We start from the raw sequence: 19,549 nt of genomic DNA on the forward strand, positions 1-19,549 counted from the left end.
CTCATAACGAATATGCTTAATTTACACAAACTAAGTACTTTTGCTATCGCCAGTATTAAATGCTGAAACGTACGCTTCCTTTTTAGCTCTAGGGAGCTTTTTTAATTGATACTCAAGCTTACTTGCTTCACTTTTATTACCTACTTGTTGTTGATGGATAAGTAAAAGAGGCCCTTTTCCTCTAAGGTTTTTAGCCCCTTTACCAGCTTGATGAGTTGCAAAGCGTTTTTCAACATTAGTCGTGATCCCTGTGTACCAATGACCAAATCGTGTTTCAACTATATATAAAAACCAAGTAGACTCAGTTTTTAAAATATTCGTTTCAATATGCTGTAAACTTTTTTCATTATCAGTGGTCAAAACATTACCTTAACGCCCTTAACATAAAACAATTGCTTAAAAGGGTTTTACCTTCAGTGACTAATCGGTATCATGCAGATTATAAAAAATAAGGATCACAACTAACAATGCAGTCGTTAAAAACTTTTTCTCTTTGGCTTATCGTCGCTTTAACACTTAGCTCAGCAGCAGGTTGCTCTAGCTGGGTATACCGAATTAACATTCCACAAGGCAACTTTTTAGAGCAATCGGATGTTGAAAAACTTCGTGTAAATATGACCCGAGAGCAAGTTGTTTATGTATTAGGTAGACCTATTGCCGAGGACGCCTTTGATAACAATACTTGGCGCTATATTTACAGCTTTAATAAAGGCCGTAAAAACGAACAAAATAAAGAGTTAGTAATTAACTTTGAAAATGAAAAGTTAGTTTCAATCTCAGGTGATTATGACCAACCTGAAAACTTTACTACACCGCTAGAGCAATAAACGTCTCAGGTAGTAAAAAAGGTGAGCATGGCTCACCTTTTTTATTGGTTTACTTAAAAAGCTTTTACCATTTTAAAAGACGTTAGCGTGTGATTTAATCTGTTAAATTGTTCGAAGTTTATGCCGATTGGTATTACTTCTCGAGTGGGCGACCACCCGTTATTTTATTTGCACGCCCCTCTTCTTTTGCTTTTTCTGCACGTTTTCTGCGGGCATCTTTAGGATCTGCAATTAGTGGACGGTATATTTCTATACGGTCACCGTCTTTTAATTCATAGTTAGCTTTTACAGTTCGATTCCACACACCTAACGTTAGCGATGTGGCATCTATTTCTGGGCACTTTTCTATAATACCTGACTGAATAACAGCTTGCTCGACTGTAGTCCCTTGTGGCACTTCAATTGATAAACACGTGGCCGTGGTCGGTAATGCAAAGACCACTTCAACATTAATCATACTCGCGCTCCATAAACCTGTTTTGCACGTTGAGTAAATGCACTCACCATATTTTTTGCTACATCGTTAAAAATCTTTCCAAAGGCAAGCTCTATTAACTTACTTGAAAATTCAAACTCTAGGTGCAAATGAACCTTACATGCTTTGGCGTCAAGCTCTTGAAAATGCCAGCGCCCTTTTAACGTCTTAAACGGACCATCAACAAGGCGCAGTAACACGGTTTGTTCATCAACAAAGGTGTTTTCGGTGGTAAACCACTTTTTTATACCCGCCTTAGATATTTCTAAACTCGCGGTCATGTTATTATCGTGCTGTGAAACAATTTTTGAGTCTGAGCAATTTGGTAAAAACTGTGAATAAGCTTCTACATCATTAACTAGATCAAACATCTCTTTAGTGCTGTACATAACCAGCGCACTTTTTTCTATTTGTGGCATACTCACTCCCAACTGTGTGGGCGAATTTTAGCAAGCTTTGCGCGTTTCCCCAAATTTTCATGCGGCTTAAATTAAAGCTAAATTTTTAAAAGCATTATTAAAAAAATCGATGTAAAACATCTCACATTACGTATATTATAGGGCACTATGGCTAAGAAAAATTCATCAAAATCGACAAGTAATACCATCGCGCTAAACAAAAAAGCGCGACATGAGTATTTTTTACACGATAAGTTTGAAGCGGGTGTTGAACTACAAGGCTGGGAAGTTAAAAGTATCCGAGCTGGTAAAGTAAATATCACAGAAACTTATATTCATCTTAAAAATGGCGAAGCATTTTTACTTGGCAGTCAAATTCAGCCACTTATAAGTGCATCGACCCACGTAATTTGCGACCCGCTACGTTATCGTAAATTGCTATTAAGCAGACGCGAACTTGACCGTTTATTCGGTGCTACAGAGCGCGATGGCTATTCTTTAATAGCTACAGCGATGTACTGGAAAAACTGCTGGGTAAAACTTGAGTTTCATTTGGCAAAAGGTAAGAAATTACACGACAAACGCGAAGACGGTAAAGATAAAGACTGGTCGCGTGAAAAAGAACGCTTAATGAAGCATAAAGCATAAATAAAAACGCCTAATTTATTAGGCGTTTTTAATTTCACCTATATAAAAGCTCAAATAATACCAATTCTCTTAATTAAATAATCTACTTTGAAATAAGAAAATCGTGTCGATAACAAGACAAAACTTGTTATACCAATCTGCTTATATATGGGGTCTATTTAACGTTAAGAAAATTACGCTAGAACTAGGCAAAAATTTTTATATCTAGTTGTTCTAAATAAAAAATTTTTAACGACGCTATAGTGCAATTTAATTCGTTAAATTGATCAAAGATTTATGCAGGTTGGTATTACTTAGCCATTATCAGCAATTACTCCTGCATTACCCCGCCTCCTGTATCTAGCAGTCGTAAATCAGAAAATTTCAATGCCTTTAGCATCAACTTTAACCCCTCAAATTGATTAAGTATTACTGCGAATTGGTATTACATAATTGAATAAATTAAAAGCAGAAAAACAAACATAAGTTTTAATTTATAGAAATAAATTATTACAAATTATTTTAATCATTAGCTATTCCACACATGACTTCATCTAGCTATATAACAATTATTAACCCTATGTCCTATTCACGCTTAGTTTCACCTAGAAAACAAAGTATAAATAAGGTCATAAAACCCACAAAAAAGCATTGAAACTAATACTTAAATCACAAATCAAGCTAATTGCTAACACTTAAGTTACATGATATTAATACCCGCGCTTGTTAAGCAAATAATTTTATAATATATCAACAAGGACTTAAGGATGAAGCAATCAACTGCATTTACACCAAGCATTATTGTGGGCGCAACACTCGCATTATCAGCAGGTTTTACAACAACAGCCTACGCAGCAGAAGAAGCTAAAAAAGTAGAGCGAATTCAGGTTACTGGTTCTCGTATTAAGCGAACTGATATTGAAGGGCCTTCTCCGGTACAATCAATCGGTAGAGCTGAAATCGAAAACATGGGTTACGATAATTTACAGCAACTTCTAGAAAGAATGCCTGTAGCAGGTAGCGGTACTTTCTCTACTCGTGGTAACAACCAAGATTCAACCGCTAACGGTTCAGCTGCAGTAAGCTTACGTGGCTTAGGAGCCGATGCAACACTGGTATTAATTAATGGTCGCCGTGTATCAATTAGTGCCTTTGCTGAAGGTATCACCAACTCATTTGTAGATATTAACAGTATTCCAGTTTCTGCTATTGAGCGTATCGACATACTAAAAGATGGCGCTTCAGCTATCTATGGCTCAGATGCAGTAGCGGGTGTAGTTAACGTTATCTTAAAGAAAGATATTGATGGTGTTGAGATTAACCTAGGCTATGGCGGTACGGATGGTCCAAATTATGAAGAAACAACAGCAAGCCTAGTTTGGGGTACAACAAGCGAAAAAAGTAGTGCATCTGTTATTATCGATTACTTTAAAAACACATCTCTTTCTTCTGATGAAATGGGCAGCCTTGGCACTGCAAACCAAGCACCTTATGGTGGTGAAGATTTCCGTTCATCTCGTGGTTTCCCTGGCTACTTTTATGTGGATGGCGTTAAAACAATCGACCCTGCCTGTCCTGCTGAAAATGCAACTTCAAGTGGTAGCTGTTTATTTGATTACGGCCCATATGGATATGTTGCCCCAGCATCTGAGCGTGTAGGCGCTATTTCACAATTTGAATACCGCTTTGATAACGGCATTACTGGCTTTTTAGAAATGGCTGTTCAGCATAACAGCTCTGTCGCTGCAGGTGCACCAACACCACTTGATGAAGATGCAGGCCTTACGGTACCCGCTAACCACCCAAACAATCCATTTGGTGAAGACATTCAAATTGGTCGTTACCGTACAGTAGATGCAGGCGCTCGCCAATGGGACATTGAGTCAGACACCTTACGCTTTGTTGCAGGGTTAAAAGGCGAAATAAACGATTGGAGCTGGGAGACAGCGGTACAAAAAGGTCGCAGCAAATCACTACAAACAGGCGATCGTACACAAGGCTGGGTACGCACCGATTTCTTACAACAAGAAATTGATGCCGGTAACTATAATCCATTCGGTGGCACATATAACGACCCAGCTGTAATTGACAGAATCACAACTAGCTTAGTGCGTCGCGGTGAGTCTCATATGACCTCTTTTGACGCTAACATTACAGGTGAAGCGTTTAGTTTTGGTGGCGAAGCTGTAATGATGGCCGCCGGTATTGAGTACCGTGAAGAAGATGTAAATGATATCCCTGATGATCAATTTCAACGTGGCTTAATATTTGGTACTGAATCAGTATCAGCTTCTGCTGATCGTGAACAATACGCTGCATATGTTGAGTTCTCAATCCCACTTGCTGAAAACCTCGAACTACAATTAGCAGGTCGTTACGATGATTATAGCGACTTTGGTACAACAACAAATCCAAAAATAGCTCTGCGCTGGGCACCGACTGACGAAGTAACGGTTCGTGGTTCTTGGGCGCAAGGCTTTAGAGCGCCTTCGTTAGCGCAAATAGGCTTAGGTCCATCACAAAAAAGCCAATTTTTTGTTGATACACAGCGCTGTGAACAAACAGGATTAGATTGCCAAGCACTTGATTACAACATTGAGTTCTCTGGTAACCCTGATTTACAAGCAGAAGAGTCAGAATCATGGAACGTAGGCGTTATCTGGGCACCAACAGCTGAGTTTGGTTTAAGTGTTGATGTATGGAGTATTACTCAAGATAACAAAATCGATGAAGAAGAATTTGGTCCTATTTATGCTGCAGAATGTGGTAACCAAAATAGTACCGTATGTGTTCGTTTAGCCCCTACAGGCGGTGCAAGCTTAGGCACAATACAAAAAATACACAGCACATTTAAAAACTTATCATCGCAGGAAGTATCTGGTGTTGATGTTTCAGCAAACTATAACCACTCTCTTGATGACTTAGGTTTACTTAAATTTAATTTAGAGTGGGCATATCAAGATAAGTTTGAAAAAGATGGTCGTGATTACACTGGTGAATATGGCTACCCAGAGCATCGCTTTATTTTCTCAACCAACTGGGAAATTGGTGAGTTTAACACCAATGTAAATATCAGTTATGTAGGTGAATTTGAAGATACGCCTGATATCGACTTTGATGGTAATTTAGACTTTGATAGCAATACTTCACGTATGATTGACTCGCAAACGCTTGTTGATTTACAAACGTCGTACCGTATTACTGAGTCAGCTAAAATATCTTTAGGTGTTAATAACTTATTTGATGAAGAGCCACCATTTGCAATTGGTGATGGCGATGGCGATTTATACGGTTATGCATCAGCTGTGCATAACCCTCGTGGTCGCTACTTGTACACTAAAGTAAGCTTTTCTTTCTAAATAAAAGACACAAAAAAACCGCCAATTGGCGGTTTTTTTATTTAAAACTAAGGGCTAAATTATAGCTCGCCTTCGTTTTCAGATAAGAACTTAGCAACGCCTTCAGGGCTTGCGTCCATACCTTTTTTGCCTTCAGTCCAACCAGCAGGACATACTTCACCGTGTTCAGTGTGGAACGCTAGCGCGTCAACCATGCGAAGCATTTCGTCGATGTTACGACCTAGTGGTAAATCGTTCACTACTTGGTGACGTACATTGCCTTCTTCGTCGATTAAGAATGAACCACGAAATGCAACACCTGCTTCTGGATGCTCAACGTCATACGCTTTACAAATTTCGTGTTTAACATCTGCAACTAGTGCGTATTGAACTTTACCAATACCGCCGTCTGCAACAGCAGTGTTACGCCATGCGTTATGTGAGAATTGTGAATCGATAGAAACACCAATTACTTCTACGCCACGCTTTTGAAACTCTTCAAAACGCTTATCAAATGCAATAAGTTCAGAAGGACATACAAACGTGAAATCTAGTGGGTAAAAGAAGATAACTGCTTTTTTACCTTTAATTGTTTCATGAAGGTTATAGCTATCTACAATTTCACCGTTACCAAGAACAGCTGCAGCGGTAAAGTCTGGTGCCTGGCGGCCTACTAATACACCCATTTTATTCTCCAAATATTTTGAGTTTGTTTTCAATTGCTTTCGCAATGCTGGTACTTATATGGGCGCTAAAAATTAAAAACCAATAGCGCACACATATAATTAATTGGCATTCTAAAGTTATTCACTACAAAAGAACAATCGCATTTAACGATGTGAGCAATCGAAAATAACGAACACTTACAACTTGCACTAATCTGCTTGAATAATAGGTCTATTTTGAAGTGTAAATTGCGTTGTAATTAGATAGAACTTTTGACGTTACTGAAGAAAGCTTAATACATTAAATTGTTTAAAAATTCATATAATGCGGTATTAATTTTTACAGCTACAAAAAAACCTGCAAATGCAGGTTTCTCGTTTAAATTTAATCCATTATATCTGAGGGCATATCGCCTCGAATTTTTTGCCAAATCTCACCTGTTTGATGACCGTATTTACGCATCATCGAAATAGCACCATCGTGCTCTTTATTTTCTGCCAAGATTGTTAAATCTTTATAAAACTGACGAGCAAGTTCACGAGTTCCAGCATCAGAGAAGTAATGACAACCAATCTTTGAATAAAAGCCTCTAAAACCGTTGAGTATTAATACATAAATACGGTTATTACCCGCAACGGCTAATTCATGATGAACTTTGTAATCGTAGTCAGCAAATGCCTGCGCAGTATCTTCTAGCTCATGACTTTGTGATAAAATTTCAATTACACGTTCAGGATTTAACTTAATTGCAGCACGTGTATAAATAGCACTAATATTAGTACGTGCAGATAAAAGCTGATCTGTCAGCTCAGGCATCTTGTCTTCATCTAAGCGCGCTAGTGTTTCAAGAATATTTAAGCCAGACGTTTCCCAAAAGTTATTTACTTTTGTTGGTTTACCATGCTGAATTGTTAACCAACCATCACGTGCTAAACGCTGTAATACTTCTCTCAAGGTCGTTCTTGTTACACCAATTAACTCTGAAAGTTCTCGCTCGGCAGGTAGAATTGAACCTGGAGGGAAATCGCCGTTCCAAATAGATTCAACTATATATTCTTCAGCAAATCCTGCTGGGCTTTTCGCTTTAAAAATTCTCATCCAGTTCCCACTCGAATTAATCAACACTCATCGTTTTACACGAATAACTGACTGATTGTACCAGACGAAGCATAACTAACAAGTAAAGTCAGGTATATTAATAAGCAAATGAGTAGAAATTAAAGATTAATAAATAATAAAATTTAGGTTTTTCTAATATAGCTACAATGTATAAATATACAGAGCAATATTCATTGTAGGTACATTGTAATTATTGGTATTTTTTATTTACACCATACCTAGCTTAATCAACTTAAAACACATAAGTACATTAAAAAGGAACACCTATGCAACAGAGCGTTCTAACCGCAACTTTAAAGAATTGATTAGGCAATGTACCATGTAGTATAAGTAAGCGATATAACTAAGCTTATGTATCAATGGGAACTAAGTAGAGCGTCATGTAGCCTCTGCTGAGGCTGCATTGAGTGGTCAATAATTTCATCTTATAAAAAGCGACTTCGGTAGCTTTTTTTTCCTTTTTGTTGCCGCATACATTATCCTAGGTCATAATCTAACGTCTTATTTAAACGCGGAATTTTTATGAACTGGCTTGCCCAATTACCCACCCAACGTACCCCGTGGCTTTTATTTACAGCTATCGTTTTTTTACTTGAAGTGACCGCCCTTTTCTTTCAATACCAAATGGGATTGGCGCCTTGCATAATGTGCATATATCAACGTACAGCCGTACTGGGTCTATTAGGCGCAGGAATCGTAGGTTCGACTAAACCACAGAGCAAAGCAGTTCGTATATTAGCGTATGTAATTTGGGGTGTATCGAGTGTTTGGGGATATTTAATTGCTCGCGAGCATATTGATATGCAAACCACCACAGACCCTTTTGCATTTAGCTGTGAGTTTGAACCAAACTTTCCGTCGTTTATGCCGTTACATGAATGGATACCTAGCTTTTTTCAGGCGACCGGGGATTGTGGAAATATAGATTGGCAGTTTGTTGGTTTGAGCATGCCTGCTTGGATGGAAATTATATTTGGGATTTTCTCACTAACACTATTTATTATAGTTATTGGCCGTTTATTAATTAAAAAGTCGATTTGATATGTTTACATTTTTTTCAAGCCAATTAGATGAGCTTAAACATCTAAAAGTACGCAAGCGCCAAGACGTAATAGCACTTTCTTTAAGTATGTTATCGCCAACTGATAAAGTGTTACTGCGTATTATTAAATTAATATTACTAAGTCCACTATTTTTAATATTCACGGTATTTAAAGGTTGGATATTAATCCCGTTTTTGATACTCGGCGGACTTTGCTACCCACTTTTAACAACACCTATTGAAATCAACTTTGCTAAAAAACACTTAAGCGATGCATTAAAACAATTTAATCAGGGCGCATAGCGCCCTGATTGTTATCTACTGCTATTAAAGTGAAATTTTCCCCTCTAATTTGGCTAATAGTTTTTTACCAATTCCTTTAACTTGCGATAAATCACTAACGCTTTTAAATTCGCCGTTTTCTTCACGGTAATCCACAATTGCCTGCGCTTTTTTCTTACCTATACCCGGTAGCTTAGCAAGCATATCTGCATCAGCATTATTTATACTAATTGTCTCAACTTGAGGCATTTGCTTAGTTACTTCCGATAATTGTGCATATACGGTAGTTGCAGGTAGTAAGCATAATAAGCTTATTATGAATAAATTTTTTAACGTTTTCATCAAACTTGTCCCTATTCTTCTTTTCTTAATTTTGAATGTTGCTCAGGAAAACCAAAAAGTAAGGAACTGAAAAGCTCATCATTTAAAGTGTACCTAAACGCATTATCACTATGATCCGAAATCCTGAAAATGCAGCTGGTACAACAAGTGATTGCTTAACTAAAGTAAAGTTACCGTTTTTTGTCAAATTTAAGACACCTAAAAATTAATACTTCGCGCTTGCAAATTTACGCCCAAACCATTACTGTACATAAAAACAGTAATCTAATGGTTTTTACAAACCACGGTGCCAAGCAATTTTGCAGGAGAAATCATGGCTGTTGTTGTTAAATATGTTGTAGAACGAAACGGAGTCGAGCGTATGACGTTTACTACCAAAAAAGAAGCTGATGCTTATGACAAGATGCTCGATATAGCAGAATCACTTGAGCTAATGCTAGAAAAGGTAGACGTACCGCTTAGTGAGCAACAAATTGAATCACTTGCTTTAGAAATAGCGAAAAGCAAAGATGACTTTATGACCATATTAAAGGGCGGCAAAGATCCAGTTGTTACCAAAGCGCCAGCAAAAAGTAAAAAGTCAGATAACGTTGCATCAATTGAAGATAACAACGATAAAAAAGCAAGTTAACTCGTAGATTGCCCTCTCCTCGGACGGGACAAACTAAATAAAAAAGGGAGCAACTTAGTTGCTCCCTTTTTTATTATACCAATTCGCTTAATTAAGTGATCTATTTTGAGGATGGAAAAACGTGTTGATAGCTAGGCAAAAAATTTGATATTTAGTTGTTCTAAATGATAATTTTTTAACGCCGGTAGCAACACGTTTAGCACCGCAAAATGATTAAGTATTATCGCGGATTGGTATTACTTACTACTCATTTTAAAATGAATAGTAATTGCTATTTAAAGCTCTTTTTCTACTTCATCAAATAAAGCAGTGATGTTTTGCTCTGGCTCTTTTGTTACTAAGCTAACAACAACAATTGCGATACTCGCTAAAATAAAGCCAGGTACTATTTCATACATAAAGCTACTTAAACTTTCACCATTAATAGTAAACGGACCATAAATCCAAACAAGCACTGTAAACGCACCTACTAACATACCAGATAAGGCGCCAGCAAAATTCATACGTTTCCAATAAAGGCTAAACAATACAAGTGGTCCAAAAGCAGCACCAAAGCCCGCCCATGCATTACTTACTAGGTCTAAAATAGAGCTATCTCTATCGTACGCTAAATAAATTGCAAACAGGGCAACAAATGCAACGCTAATTCGACCAACAGTAACTAATTCAAAGTCGCTAGCATCTTTACGTAAAAATGTTTTATATAAATCTTCAGTCAATGAACTTGAGCTTACTAGCAATTGCGATGAGATAGTACTCATGATAGCAGCCAAAATTGCAGCTAGTAAAAAGCCAGCAATAAGTGGGTGGAACAATAACTCAGAAAGAATTAGGAAAATCGTTTCAGGATCTTCAACTACAATATTATTTTCATAAGTATAAGCAGCACCAAATATACCAGTACCAACAGCACCAAGGGCAGCAACAATCATCCATGTCATACCAATACGGCGAGCTTTAGGCATATCCTTAACACTACGTACCGACATAAAACGAACGATGATATGTGGTTGACCAAAATAACCTAAACCCCATGCCATTGCAGAAATAATACCTAATGCAGAGCCTGCTCCAATCCAGTTAAGCATATCTGGATTTACACTATGTAAAGTAGATTCCAGAGGTTGTTCAAGTAAAGAGTATGCAACAGTAGGCACTAGAATCAGTGCGATGAACATAATACAACCTTGCACGAAATCAGTTAAGCTAACCGCTAAAAAACCACCAAACAAAGTGTATAAAACAACGACACCCGTTGTAATGTATAAACCCACTTCATAACTTAGACCAAATGAGCTTTCAAACAATTTTCCGCCGGCTACAACACCAGATGACGTGTAAAGAGTAAAGAAGACTATAATCACAACAGCTGATACAACACGTAATAAGTTTGACTTATCATTGAAGCGATTTGAGAAGTAATCTGGGATTGTTATAGAGTCATTTGCTTTTTCAGTGTACACACGTAATCTAGGTGCAACTAACAGGTAATTTAACCAAGCACCAATCACCAAACCAATTGCTATCCATGTACTACTAAAACCAGTAACAAACATCGCACCAGGTAGGCCCATTAAAATCCAGCCACTCATGTCAGATGCACCTGCAGATAGTGCAGCAACACTTGGTGATAGATTTCGTCCACCTAACATGTAACCTGATACATCGCCAGTAGATTGCTTATATGCATATAGTCCGATACCTAACATTACAACAAAATATAATGCTAGTGAAATAATCATTCCTGTTTCCAAATTAGCCTCCGCATAATTATTAATAACAGGCTCTTGATCCGAATATTGACTCTTAAAATATTATAATAAAGACACTATTAGGATAAAAACCATTCTCGCTGACTATATCATGCCTAACAATAAAATCTCCAACTTGTTGCTTCCAGCTGATACAAAAATACTCATGTTGAATAATTTTAAAGCGAATTAGTAAAATATAATAAATTAAATAGAAGAAACACCTTAATTTATAATGATAATTTATTAATCATGCAAATATACGTAATGCTATTTTGAATCTTTTGCCATATATTATTACAATACCCAATTACATCACTCTTACGGAACTGTTTATGTATTTTTACGCTGCACGTCAACCGATTTTAGATAGAGATAAAAAACTTATCGGTTATGAGCTTTTATTTCGTGATGGCGTTGATAACGTATTTCCCGATATAGATGGTGACGAAGCAACAACACGACTTATAGAGGGTAGCCAGTTTAATTTTGGTTTAGAAGATTTAACTGACAATAAACCTGCCTATATAAACTTCACCCTAGAAACACTATCAAAGGGTTACCCTACACTACTAGGTAAAGACACTATAGTTGTAGAAATACTTGAGACTATCCAGCCTGGTAAGCGTTTATTAGCTATCGTTAAAGATTTAAAAGATAAAGGTTACACTATTGCTCTTGATGACTATATTCATCAACCTGTATGGCGTCATTTTTACCCATTTATTGATATTATTAAAATAGACTTTTTAGCATCCGATATAGATACAATAAAAACGGTTCTAAACGATTTAAAACCGCACTCACATATTAAGTTACTTGCCGAAAAAGTAGAAACCTATGAAATTTACCAACAAGCTTTAGAGCTTGGGTTTGATTATTTCCAAGGATTTTTCTTCTCAAAACCTGAAATGGTACAAAGTAAGGCTCTACCACCATCAGAAATGGCATTAGCTGAATTACTTTACGAAACATCAAGTGTTGATATGGATCTTAAGAAAATCACTGATGTGTTTGAACGTGATGTAAACCTATCTTATAAATTACTTAGGTATTCAAATTCTGCCGCATTTGCAAGACGCGCAGAAATAAGTACCATTAAGCAAGCTCTTATAGTGCTTGGCGCCAATGAAATTAAAAAGCTATTGTCACTACTGTTTGCAGCACAAGTATCAGCAGACAAACCTGTAGAGCTAATTAGGCTATCGCTTACGCGCGCTCGATTTGCTGAATTGCTCGCTATATCCCATGGGCAGTTTAAAGATACCGGCATGGCATTTTTAACCGGTATGATGTCGCTAATGGATGCTATTTTAGATGAGAGTATGGAAAGCGTCATGAAAAAGCTTCCACTTTCTAATGATATAAAAGCAGCGCTATTAAACGATGAAGGCTTGCTAGCAAAATATTTAAACTTAGTTAAATACTACGAACAAGCAAACTGGTCAGCTGCAAACGAGCTAACGGAAGAGCTAAATCTAGGTGAAAAAGTTCCCGATGCTTATCATGAAGCGCTAGCTTGGGTTAATGAACAAATGCAGTTAGTAGTGAACGAAAAATAAATATATAAACAGCAAATAAAAACGCCAGCATTTAGCTTAATGCAGATCGTTTAAGCTAATTGAACGATCTTTCAAAGGGCTCATAATAGGCTACAACAGAAGTTGTGGCCTATTTTTATGTCTGAATTTATTAAAGAATTACACCTTACGACTGAGTTTTGCCAAGATCGTGATATTGATTCGTTCACTAAGCACATTCCCCTTGAGTGGATTGAAGAAGCTGTTACCCAAACAGGAAGAGCCTCTGTACGCAAACGACGCTTCCCCGCCGAACAAGCCGCTTGGCTTGTGTTAGGAATTGGTTTATTAAGAAACCGCTCAATATCTGAAGTCTGTGACAAACTAGAGCTCGCTTTTCCTGACGCTAAAGGAGAGCTTCCACCATTGGCGACCAGCAGTATTATAAAAGGGAAAGAAAAGCTAGGCGCAGCGCCTATGAAACACCTTTTTAAACATACAGCAACGCAGTGGGAGCAGTCGCAAACTTTTGATGACGTGTGTGGTTTAAAGCTGCTAAGCGTTGACGGTACACAATTTAAAACCCAAGATACGCCGAGTAACCGTCATTTTGGCTATGCTCAATCGACAACGAACTTCCCCTCAGTACTTGCTGTAACCTTGATGTCGACAAGAACGCATTTAATATCCGATGCAGCGTTTGGCCCCATTACTCAAAGTGAAATTCATTATGCTCAACAGCTTGTTGGCTCAGCACCTGAACATTCACTAACTCTATTTGATAGAGGTTTCTTTTCGGCTGAACTATTCACGAGCTGGCAAGGTGTTAGCGAAAATCATCATTGGCTTACGCCCATCAAAAGTAAAATGCGCTATGAAATAACGGAATCATTTAGCGATTACGACCACTTAATAACAATGCCTATTTCGCCACAAGCTAAAAAATCAGCCCCTTACCTAGGTGATACATGGCAAGCAAGGCTTATTCAAATTCCGACACCTAAAGGTGAAATAAAAGGGTTCATCACCTCATGCGCCTGTCCAGAAAAGTACCCGCTGAAAGCGCTACTCGATGTTTATTGGCAACGATGGGAAATAGAGCGAGGATATGGTGAGCTCAAGCAATATCAATTATCTAATAAGCCAGCGCTACGGAGCTTGAAACAGGAAGGTATTTATCAAGAGCTCTGGGGTATTCTGACGTCATACAATATCGTGAGACTTGAAATGGCAGAGATGGCTAAAGCCCATAAAGTGGAGCCATTACGCATCAGTTTCATAAACGCATTATACCTAATACAAGACGAGTTTTTATGGTGCTCAGGTCGAAGCCCCGGGACAATCCCTAAAAAGCTAAAAGAACTACGTGAAAACGGTAAACGGCTAATATTACCGGAGAAAAGAAAGCGAAAAGCTTATCCGCGAACGGTGCTCGCAAAGACACAAAAATATCCAGTTAGGTATAAACGAAAAAACACCACTCGTTCTTAAACGAGTGGTGTTAAGCATTTAGCTGGCGTTTTTATGAGTGGCTTTTCAATTATAAACTTTCTAAAAAGTCTTCATCAAAATCAGCTGGCTCTTCTTTTATAGGTGGGTTGCCATCGTACAGCTCATAAATTTGACGCTGAAAGTAGATATCTTTTACAAATAAGTACGGATCAAGTGAATCATTTAATAGCCCTTCTTGAGGTATTAATGATGCACGAGCTTCTACCGCTTTTAAAACAAACACTAGAATAGTTTGTGGAGTCGTTAGCGCAACTTCAGGCAATACAAAGTTGTCGACTACATCACCGGTCAGGTTACGTGCTGTTGTAGGACCCATGCCAGGTAGCATTAAATAAGCGCCATCACCCACGCCCCATACACCTAACGTTTGTCCAAAGTCTTCATCTACAATTTCAAGACCAAGTGAGCTGGCAACATCAAAAATACCAAAAATACCAACCGTAGAGTTAACTAAAAAACGCGCTAAGCTCACACTTGCATTACCCGGCTTACCTTGCAAACCCGCATTAATCATATCGACAGGTGCTGTAATATTACCTGTAAAATTAACAATACCGTTTCTTACCGGTACAGGCGTTACTTCAACATAACCTACAGCAACTGGGCGCAATAAATAAGCATCCAGTACATCCATATTAAAGTCGTATAACGGACGATTAATACTTTGCAGCGGATCTCTGTCATCTACTTTGCTTTGTGGCACTTGAGCACACCCGGCTAGTATCAATAAACATAAAAAAGTAAAACTGTGTTTTAACATCTAACGTCCTTAAGGTATTAATGTATCAATTTGAAGTTGGTAGTCACTTACACTTTCACGCTTTAACGACTCTGAATGACCTTCTAGCTCACCAGAACTTGGCATAACCGAGTCATCTATAGAAATACGCGCCGAAATAATAATATTTTCTGCACTAGATAAGTTAAGCCCTGCAACCATTGCACTACTATCACTCAACTCAACTGTAATTGGAAATGAATATTTAGCGAGTTTAACAGCAGCTAATGGCATTGGCGAACCACTTGCTGCTTTTGCAAATATAAACAAGATACCGTCTTTTGGCTGTTTATCTATAAGCTCTTTTGCAATGTCGACTGTAACTGCAATAGCACCCGTTGTAGTAACTGGCATAACAGAGCCATCCGTTTGCATTTGCTTCTCTATATCAGCGATACGCTCAGAGATCATGCTATAACGAGAATCATTTTTTTCCATACTCGCAAGTAAAACTTCAAATGCAGCTTTGGCTTGAGGCCAATCTTTACGTTCATAAGCAATGAGTGCTAATAACGAAATTGCATCTAAATTGGTAGGCTCAACTTTTAGTACTTTTGAGAGCATACCTGCCGCACGAGTCATATTAGCTTCGCTACCTTCTAGTAATAAAACTTGGCTATAACTAATAAGTACCTGCATATTATCAGGATTCATACGAAGTGCTTTATCAAATGACTGCTGCGCCATGTCAAATTCATTAAGCGACATAGCAACTCGTCCAAGTAGCATCCAAGCGACTTCGTCATCACCTGAGCGGCTAAGCTTTGTACGAAGTGCCAATGCAAAAGCCTGCAGCTCATTCTGGCTAAGCGGCTCACCTTTTTGCATTACAGCACGCTCGCCGTAATCAGCTAAATTATCCATTGCATCATGCCAAGCCGAAATTTGCTGCTGACTACCCGTTAAACCATAAAAAACACCTGTTAGAGCAAGAACAAATGCGCCACCAGTTAAAGCAAAAATACGATTATTACCTTTGCTGTTTAGTGATTTTTCTGGTGATAACTCATTCAATAAACGGCGTTTTAATTCAATAATTGATTCTGCATGATTTACGGTATCAATACGCTGATTATCTAAATCGGTTTGTAAATCAACTAAACGCTGCTCATAAATGCTAATTAGCTCAGCATTGGCGTTATGAGTAATTGTTTGAACGCGCTCTTTTTTTAAAAAAGGCAACATCACAAACCCAAGAGCAACCAGTGTGAGTAAAGCAAAACACGCCCACATTAAAATCATTTAACTTTGCTCCTGACGTTTATTTTGTTCAATTAGCTTAGCTAACAGCATTTCGTCGTCACTGCTCCACGTTTGTTTTACTGATGCTTTTCGCTGGCGAATAACAATAAAACCAAAGCCGACTATGACAATTAATACAGGTAATACCCAAAGTACTAAAGTCGCTGGTGTAACTGGTGGGTCGTAATGAACAAAATAGCCAAAGCGGTCAATCATGTAATCAATCACTTCGTCTTTGCTCTTACCTTCTTTAACCAATACAAGTACTTTATCGCGCAAGTCTTTAGCAACAACAGCGTCAGAGTCCGCAATGTTTTGATTTTGACACTTAGGACAGCGCAGCTCTTTAGTTAGCTCTTCAAACAATATCGCTTGTTTGTTGTTATCAAATTGATAGCGATCTTGCTCTGCAAGCGCACCCATGCTTACAAAAAGGCTAAGCGTAAGTAGTAACCATTTCATTATTTAAGCTCCTGCATAATTGGCGCAAATTTAGCTCGCCATACTCGCGGGTTTATATCGCCCGTGTGATGCAACAAAATAGTGCCGTTTTTATCGACTAAAAATGTTTCAGGCGCACCCGAAACACCTAAATCTAACGACAAAGTACGATGTAAATCTAATATATTAAACTGATATGGATCACCTGCACGTTGCAGCATATCGCTCACTTCTGTGCGAAGTGATTGCATATCAAAAGGGCCATCAAAGTCGGCGTCGTAACCTTGTACGTAATAAAGCCCAATAATTTTAACGCCTTGCTCACGCAACTTAGTTAAATAGCCAAGCTCAACTAAACATGTAGGGCACCAAGTCCCCCACACATTTAGTAAGTAAACCTCACCTTTTAACGACTCGTTAGTCCACGGCTTATTGTCTTGCATTAAATCAGGTAAATTAAATGCTGGCATTTCTTGGCCTAACCGCCCCGTTTGAATTTCACGAGGGTTAGCAAAAAGACCTTGGTATAAAAATACACACACAAAAGCAAACACCAAAAGCGGCGCAATAGCTAAAATCTTACGGTTCATAAAACACTCTCCGATGCAGCCTTACGCGTTGTTTTAGCTGATGTACGGTAGCGTTTATCAAATAAAATCATAAATCCAGCTAGGGAAATAAGCACACCACCAATCCACATCCAACGAACAAACGGTTTATGATAAATGCGAAGTGACCATGCACCTTGGCTCAACTGCTCACCTAACGCTAAGTATAAATCACGTGTAAAGCCTGCATCTATGGCCGCCTCGGTCATAAACTGCATACCAATATCATACTTACGTTTTTCGGCGTGTAAGCGTGTTACTAGCTCATTGTTTTTAAGCACCGATACAACACCAGCATGACCACTGTAGTTCGGCCCGCGAATAGTTTTAACACCATCAAAACGGTATTCATACTCGTTAAGCTGAACTGTATCGCCTTGCTTCATCGATACGTCACGCTCAACTGAATACGCAGATGTAAGCGTTACACCTGCAATAACAAACGAAATACCAATATGCCCAAGCACCATAGCCCAGTAACTTACACCTAAGCGTTTTAAACCTTCTTTTAAGGTGCCATGCACAGCAGATTTAGTGTAAATGTCGATCCCAGTTGATATGGCAATCCAAACCGCAAGCGTAGTGGCTAGTAGCGTAAGTGGTTTTACTAAATCGTAACTTGAAAACAACCAAGCACAGGTAATCACTACACTGGCTAATACGCCCATTAATATTTTGTTTTGTAAGAAAGCCCATTTATTTTGCTTCCAGCGTAAAAATGGCCCTATCCCCATCAAAATAGCAAATGGTACTAGAATTATTGCAAACATCTTATTAAAAAACGGTTCGCCAATAGAAATACTGCCCAAGCCCATTTCTTTATGAACCATAGGTAATAACGTACCCAGCAATACGATTAATGTAGCAACTACTAAAAATATATTATTGAGCCATAACGCCACTTCGCGTGATACAAACTTGTATCGGCCTTCACTATGTACTTGCGATACACGCAGTGCATATAACGCTAAGCCACCACCTACAACGATGCCTAAAAAGGCGAGTATAAATAAGCCTCTATCAGGGTCTGTTGCAAAAGCATGCACCGATACAATAATACCCGAACGTACAATAAAGGTGCCTAACAAGCTTAATGAAAATGCTGCGATAGCAAGTAGTACGGTCCACGATTTAAATACACCACGTTTTTCGGTTACGCTTAATGAGTGTAGTAATGCTGTTGCAACAAGCCATGGCATTAATGATGCGTTTTCGACTGGATCCCAGAACCACCAGCCGCCCCAGCCAAGCTCTGAATATGCCCACCAGCTACCAATTGTGATTCCTAGAGTTAAAAAGCCCCATGCAGTCATTGTCCACGGACGTGACCACTTAGCCCATGTGTTATCAAGCTTACCGGTTAACAACGCAGCAATAGCAAAAGAGAAAGCAACTGATAGCCCTACATAACCCATGTACAGTAATGGCGGGTGAATAATCATGCCCGGATCTTGAAGTAACGGATTTAAATCACGCCCTTCAACAGGGAAATAAGGAAGTAGGCGCTCAAACGGGCTTGAAAGTAGTAAGGTGTACATCATAAAACCCACACCTAAAAAACCAAGTACGCCCAATACGCGAGCACGTAGTACCCAAGGTAATGATTTAGAACGCGCAGCGACAACGGCAGTCCAACCTGCTTGCATTACTAACCACAGTAAAATAGCGCCTTCATGGCCGCCCCATGTAGAGGTGATTTTGTAATACCAAGGCAGTGTACTACTTGAATGATATGCCACATACGATACGGTAAAATCATCCGTTACACTGGCGTAAATAAGTGCTGCAAAAGAGATTAAAACAAAAGCGAATTGCCCAATTGCTAAAGAGGGAGCTGCACGCATTAATCGAAGATTACCGGTATGCGCGCCCCAAAGAGGAAAAATACACAGTAAAACGCTTAGCACCATGGCAAGCGTTAAAGAAAAATAACCAATTTCTGGGATCATA

The 19,549-nt window shown here is 38.5% G+C and carries 20 protein-coding genes; 8 read left to right on the forward strand and 12 right to left on the reverse strand.

Features of this window, described 5'->3' with window-relative positions; all coding sequences use genetic code 11:
• Nucleotides 1-30 precede the first annotated feature (30 nt).
• On the reverse strand, nucleotides 31-360 hold the full coding sequence (locus GQR38_RS16320) for a GIY-YIG nuclease family protein (RefSeq protein ID WP_007584123.1): 330 nt from the start codon (nucleotides 358-360) through the stop codon (nucleotides 31-33).
• A gap of 107 nt (nucleotides 361-467) precedes the next feature.
• Between GQR38_RS16320 and bamE the strand changes: the two genes are divergently transcribed.
• Nucleotides 468-827 (forward strand): outer membrane protein assembly factor BamE, encoded by a 360-nt coding sequence (gene bamE, locus GQR38_RS16325; protein ID WP_004335706.1) that lies wholly within the window; start codon nucleotides 468-470, stop codon nucleotides 825-827.
• Between the two features lie 133 nt (nucleotides 828-960).
• Here the strand turns inward: bamE and GQR38_RS16330 are convergent, their stop codons facing one another.
• Both GQR38_RS16330 and GQR38_RS16335 read right to left on the reverse strand, forming a co-directional pair.
• Nucleotides 961-1,284, reverse strand: a complete 324-nt coding sequence (locus GQR38_RS16330; protein ID WP_007584122.1) for an RnfH family protein — start codon at nucleotides 1,282-1,284, stop codon at nucleotides 961-963.
• Entirely contained in the window at nucleotides 1,281-1,721 is a 441-nt protein-coding gene (locus GQR38_RS16335; protein ID WP_007584120.1) for a type II toxin-antitoxin system RatA family toxin, read from the reverse strand. Before GQR38_RS16335 ends, GQR38_RS16330 begins: the two co-directional genes overlap by 4 nt.
• A 147-nt stretch (nucleotides 1,722-1,868) precedes the next feature.
• Between GQR38_RS16335 and smpB the strand changes: the two genes are divergently transcribed.
• Both smpB and GQR38_RS16345 read left to right on the forward strand, forming a co-directional pair.
• Nucleotides 1,869-2,348 carry an SsrA-binding protein SmpB gene (gene smpB / locus GQR38_RS16340; RefSeq protein WP_007584119.1) on the forward strand — a complete coding sequence of 160 codons (480 nt, stop codon included), beginning with the start codon at nucleotides 1,869-1,871 and terminating at the stop codon, nucleotides 2,346-2,348.
• Between the two features lie 746 nt (nucleotides 2,349-3,094).
• Entirely contained in the window at nucleotides 3,095-5,686 is a 2,592-nt protein-coding gene (locus GQR38_RS16345) for a TonB-dependent receptor (protein WP_024608153.1), read from the forward strand.
• Between the two features lie 59 nt (nucleotides 5,687-5,745).
• Here GQR38_RS16345 and GQR38_RS16350 read toward each other — a convergent pair whose 3' ends face one another.
• Together GQR38_RS16350 and fadR are read right to left on the reverse strand one after the other, a co-directional pair.
• Nucleotides 5,746-6,351, reverse strand: a complete 606-nt coding sequence (locus GQR38_RS16350) for a peroxiredoxin C (protein ID WP_007378637.1) — start codon at nucleotides 6,349-6,351, stop codon at nucleotides 5,746-5,748.
• A 364-nt stretch (nucleotides 6,352-6,715) separates the two neighbouring features.
• Nucleotides 6,716-7,429, reverse strand: coding sequence for a fatty acid metabolism transcriptional regulator FadR (gene fadR / locus GQR38_RS16355; RefSeq protein WP_004335692.1), 714 nt, complete (start codon nucleotides 7,427-7,429; stop codon nucleotides 6,716-6,718).
• 543 nt (nucleotides 7,430-7,972) lie between these two features.
• Here fadR and dsbB point away from each other — a divergent pair.
• Nucleotides 7,973-8,491 (forward strand): disulfide bond formation protein DsbB, encoded by a 519-nt coding sequence (gene dsbB / locus GQR38_RS16360; protein WP_007584117.1) that lies wholly within the window; start codon nucleotides 7,973-7,975, stop codon nucleotides 8,489-8,491.
• Between the two features lies 1 nt (nucleotide 8,492).
• The gene (locus tag GQR38_RS16365; protein ID WP_010553884.1) at nucleotides 8,493-8,795 is read left to right on the forward strand and encodes a DUF6170 family protein; all 303 of its coding nucleotides are present in this window, start codon (nucleotides 8,493-8,495) and stop codon (nucleotides 8,793-8,795) included.
• 24 nt (nucleotides 8,796-8,819) lie between these two features.
• Here GQR38_RS16365 and GQR38_RS16370 read toward each other — a convergent pair whose 3' ends face one another.
• On the reverse strand, nucleotides 8,820-9,116 hold the full coding sequence (locus tag GQR38_RS16370) for a helix-hairpin-helix domain-containing protein (RefSeq protein WP_024589927.1): 297 nt from the start codon (nucleotides 9,114-9,116) through the stop codon (nucleotides 8,820-8,822).
• A gap of 313 nt (nucleotides 9,117-9,429) precedes the next feature.
• On the opposite strand from GQR38_RS16370, the gene GQR38_RS16375 reads away from it, so the two are divergent.
• Complete coding sequence (locus tag GQR38_RS16375) at nucleotides 9,430-9,747, forward strand: YebG family protein (RefSeq protein ID WP_007584105.1); 318 nt, start codon at nucleotides 9,430-9,432, stop codon at nucleotides 9,745-9,747.
• 275 nt (nucleotides 9,748-10,022) lie between these two features.
• On the opposite strand, the gene putP is transcribed toward GQR38_RS16375, so the two are convergent.
• Nucleotides 10,023-11,501: a sodium/proline symporter PutP gene (gene putP, locus GQR38_RS16380; protein ID WP_101217622.1), complete on the reverse strand. Its 1,479-nt coding sequence runs from the start codon at nucleotides 11,499-11,501 to the stop codon at nucleotides 10,023-10,025.
• 332 nt (nucleotides 11,502-11,833) lie between these two features.
• Here putP and GQR38_RS16385 point away from each other — a divergent pair, with 332 nt between their 5' ends.
• Both GQR38_RS16385 and GQR38_RS16390 read left to right on the forward strand, forming a co-directional pair.
• Complete coding sequence (locus tag GQR38_RS16385) at nucleotides 11,834-13,060, forward strand: HDOD domain-containing protein (RefSeq protein WP_165721596.1); 1,227 nt, start codon at nucleotides 11,834-11,836, stop codon at nucleotides 13,058-13,060.
• Between the two features lie 117 nt (nucleotides 13,061-13,177).
• The gene (locus GQR38_RS16390) at nucleotides 13,178-14,509 is read left to right on the forward strand and encodes an IS4 family transposase (RefSeq protein WP_024589925.1); all 1,332 of its coding nucleotides are present in this window, start codon (nucleotides 13,178-13,180) and stop codon (nucleotides 14,507-14,509) included.
• Nucleotides 14,510-14,558: 49 nt separating this feature from the next.
• Here GQR38_RS16390 and GQR38_RS16395 read toward each other — a convergent pair whose 3' ends face one another.
• Genes GQR38_RS16395 through GQR38_RS16415 form a run of 5 tightly spaced genes read right to left on the reverse strand, consistent with a single transcriptional unit; the run spans nucleotide 14,559 to nucleotide 19,548 of the window.
• Nucleotides 14,559-15,290, reverse strand: a complete 732-nt coding sequence (locus GQR38_RS16395; RefSeq protein ID WP_007585858.1) for a VacJ family lipoprotein — start codon at nucleotides 15,288-15,290, stop codon at nucleotides 14,559-14,561.
• A 9-nt stretch (nucleotides 15,291-15,299) separates the two neighbouring features.
• Complete coding sequence (gene ccmI, locus GQR38_RS16400) at nucleotides 15,300-16,550, reverse strand: c-type cytochrome biogenesis protein CcmI (protein WP_024606197.1); 1,251 nt, start codon at nucleotides 16,548-16,550, stop codon at nucleotides 15,300-15,302.
• Entirely contained in the window at nucleotides 16,551-17,012 is a 462-nt protein-coding gene (locus GQR38_RS16405) for a cytochrome c-type biogenesis protein (protein ID WP_024608157.1), read from the reverse strand.
• Nucleotides 17,012-17,581: a redoxin family protein gene (locus GQR38_RS16410; RefSeq protein WP_007585852.1), complete on the reverse strand. Its 570-nt coding sequence runs from the start codon at nucleotides 17,579-17,581 to the stop codon at nucleotides 17,012-17,014. The genes GQR38_RS16405 and GQR38_RS16410 overlap by 1 nt, the downstream gene beginning before the upstream one ends.
• A complete protein-coding gene (locus GQR38_RS16415; RefSeq protein ID WP_024608158.1) occupies nucleotides 17,578-19,548 on the reverse strand; it encodes a heme lyase CcmF/NrfE family subunit in 1,971 nt (656 codons plus the stop codon). The genes GQR38_RS16410 and GQR38_RS16415 overlap by 4 nt, the downstream gene beginning before the upstream one ends.
• Nucleotide 19,549 lies beyond the last annotated feature (1 nt).

Origin of the sequence: Pseudoalteromonas sp. c7(2019), assembly GCF_011378625.1 — a bacterium.
Lineage (GTDB): Bacteria > Pseudomonadota > Gammaproteobacteria > Enterobacterales > Alteromonadaceae > Pseudoalteromonas > Pseudoalteromonas arctica.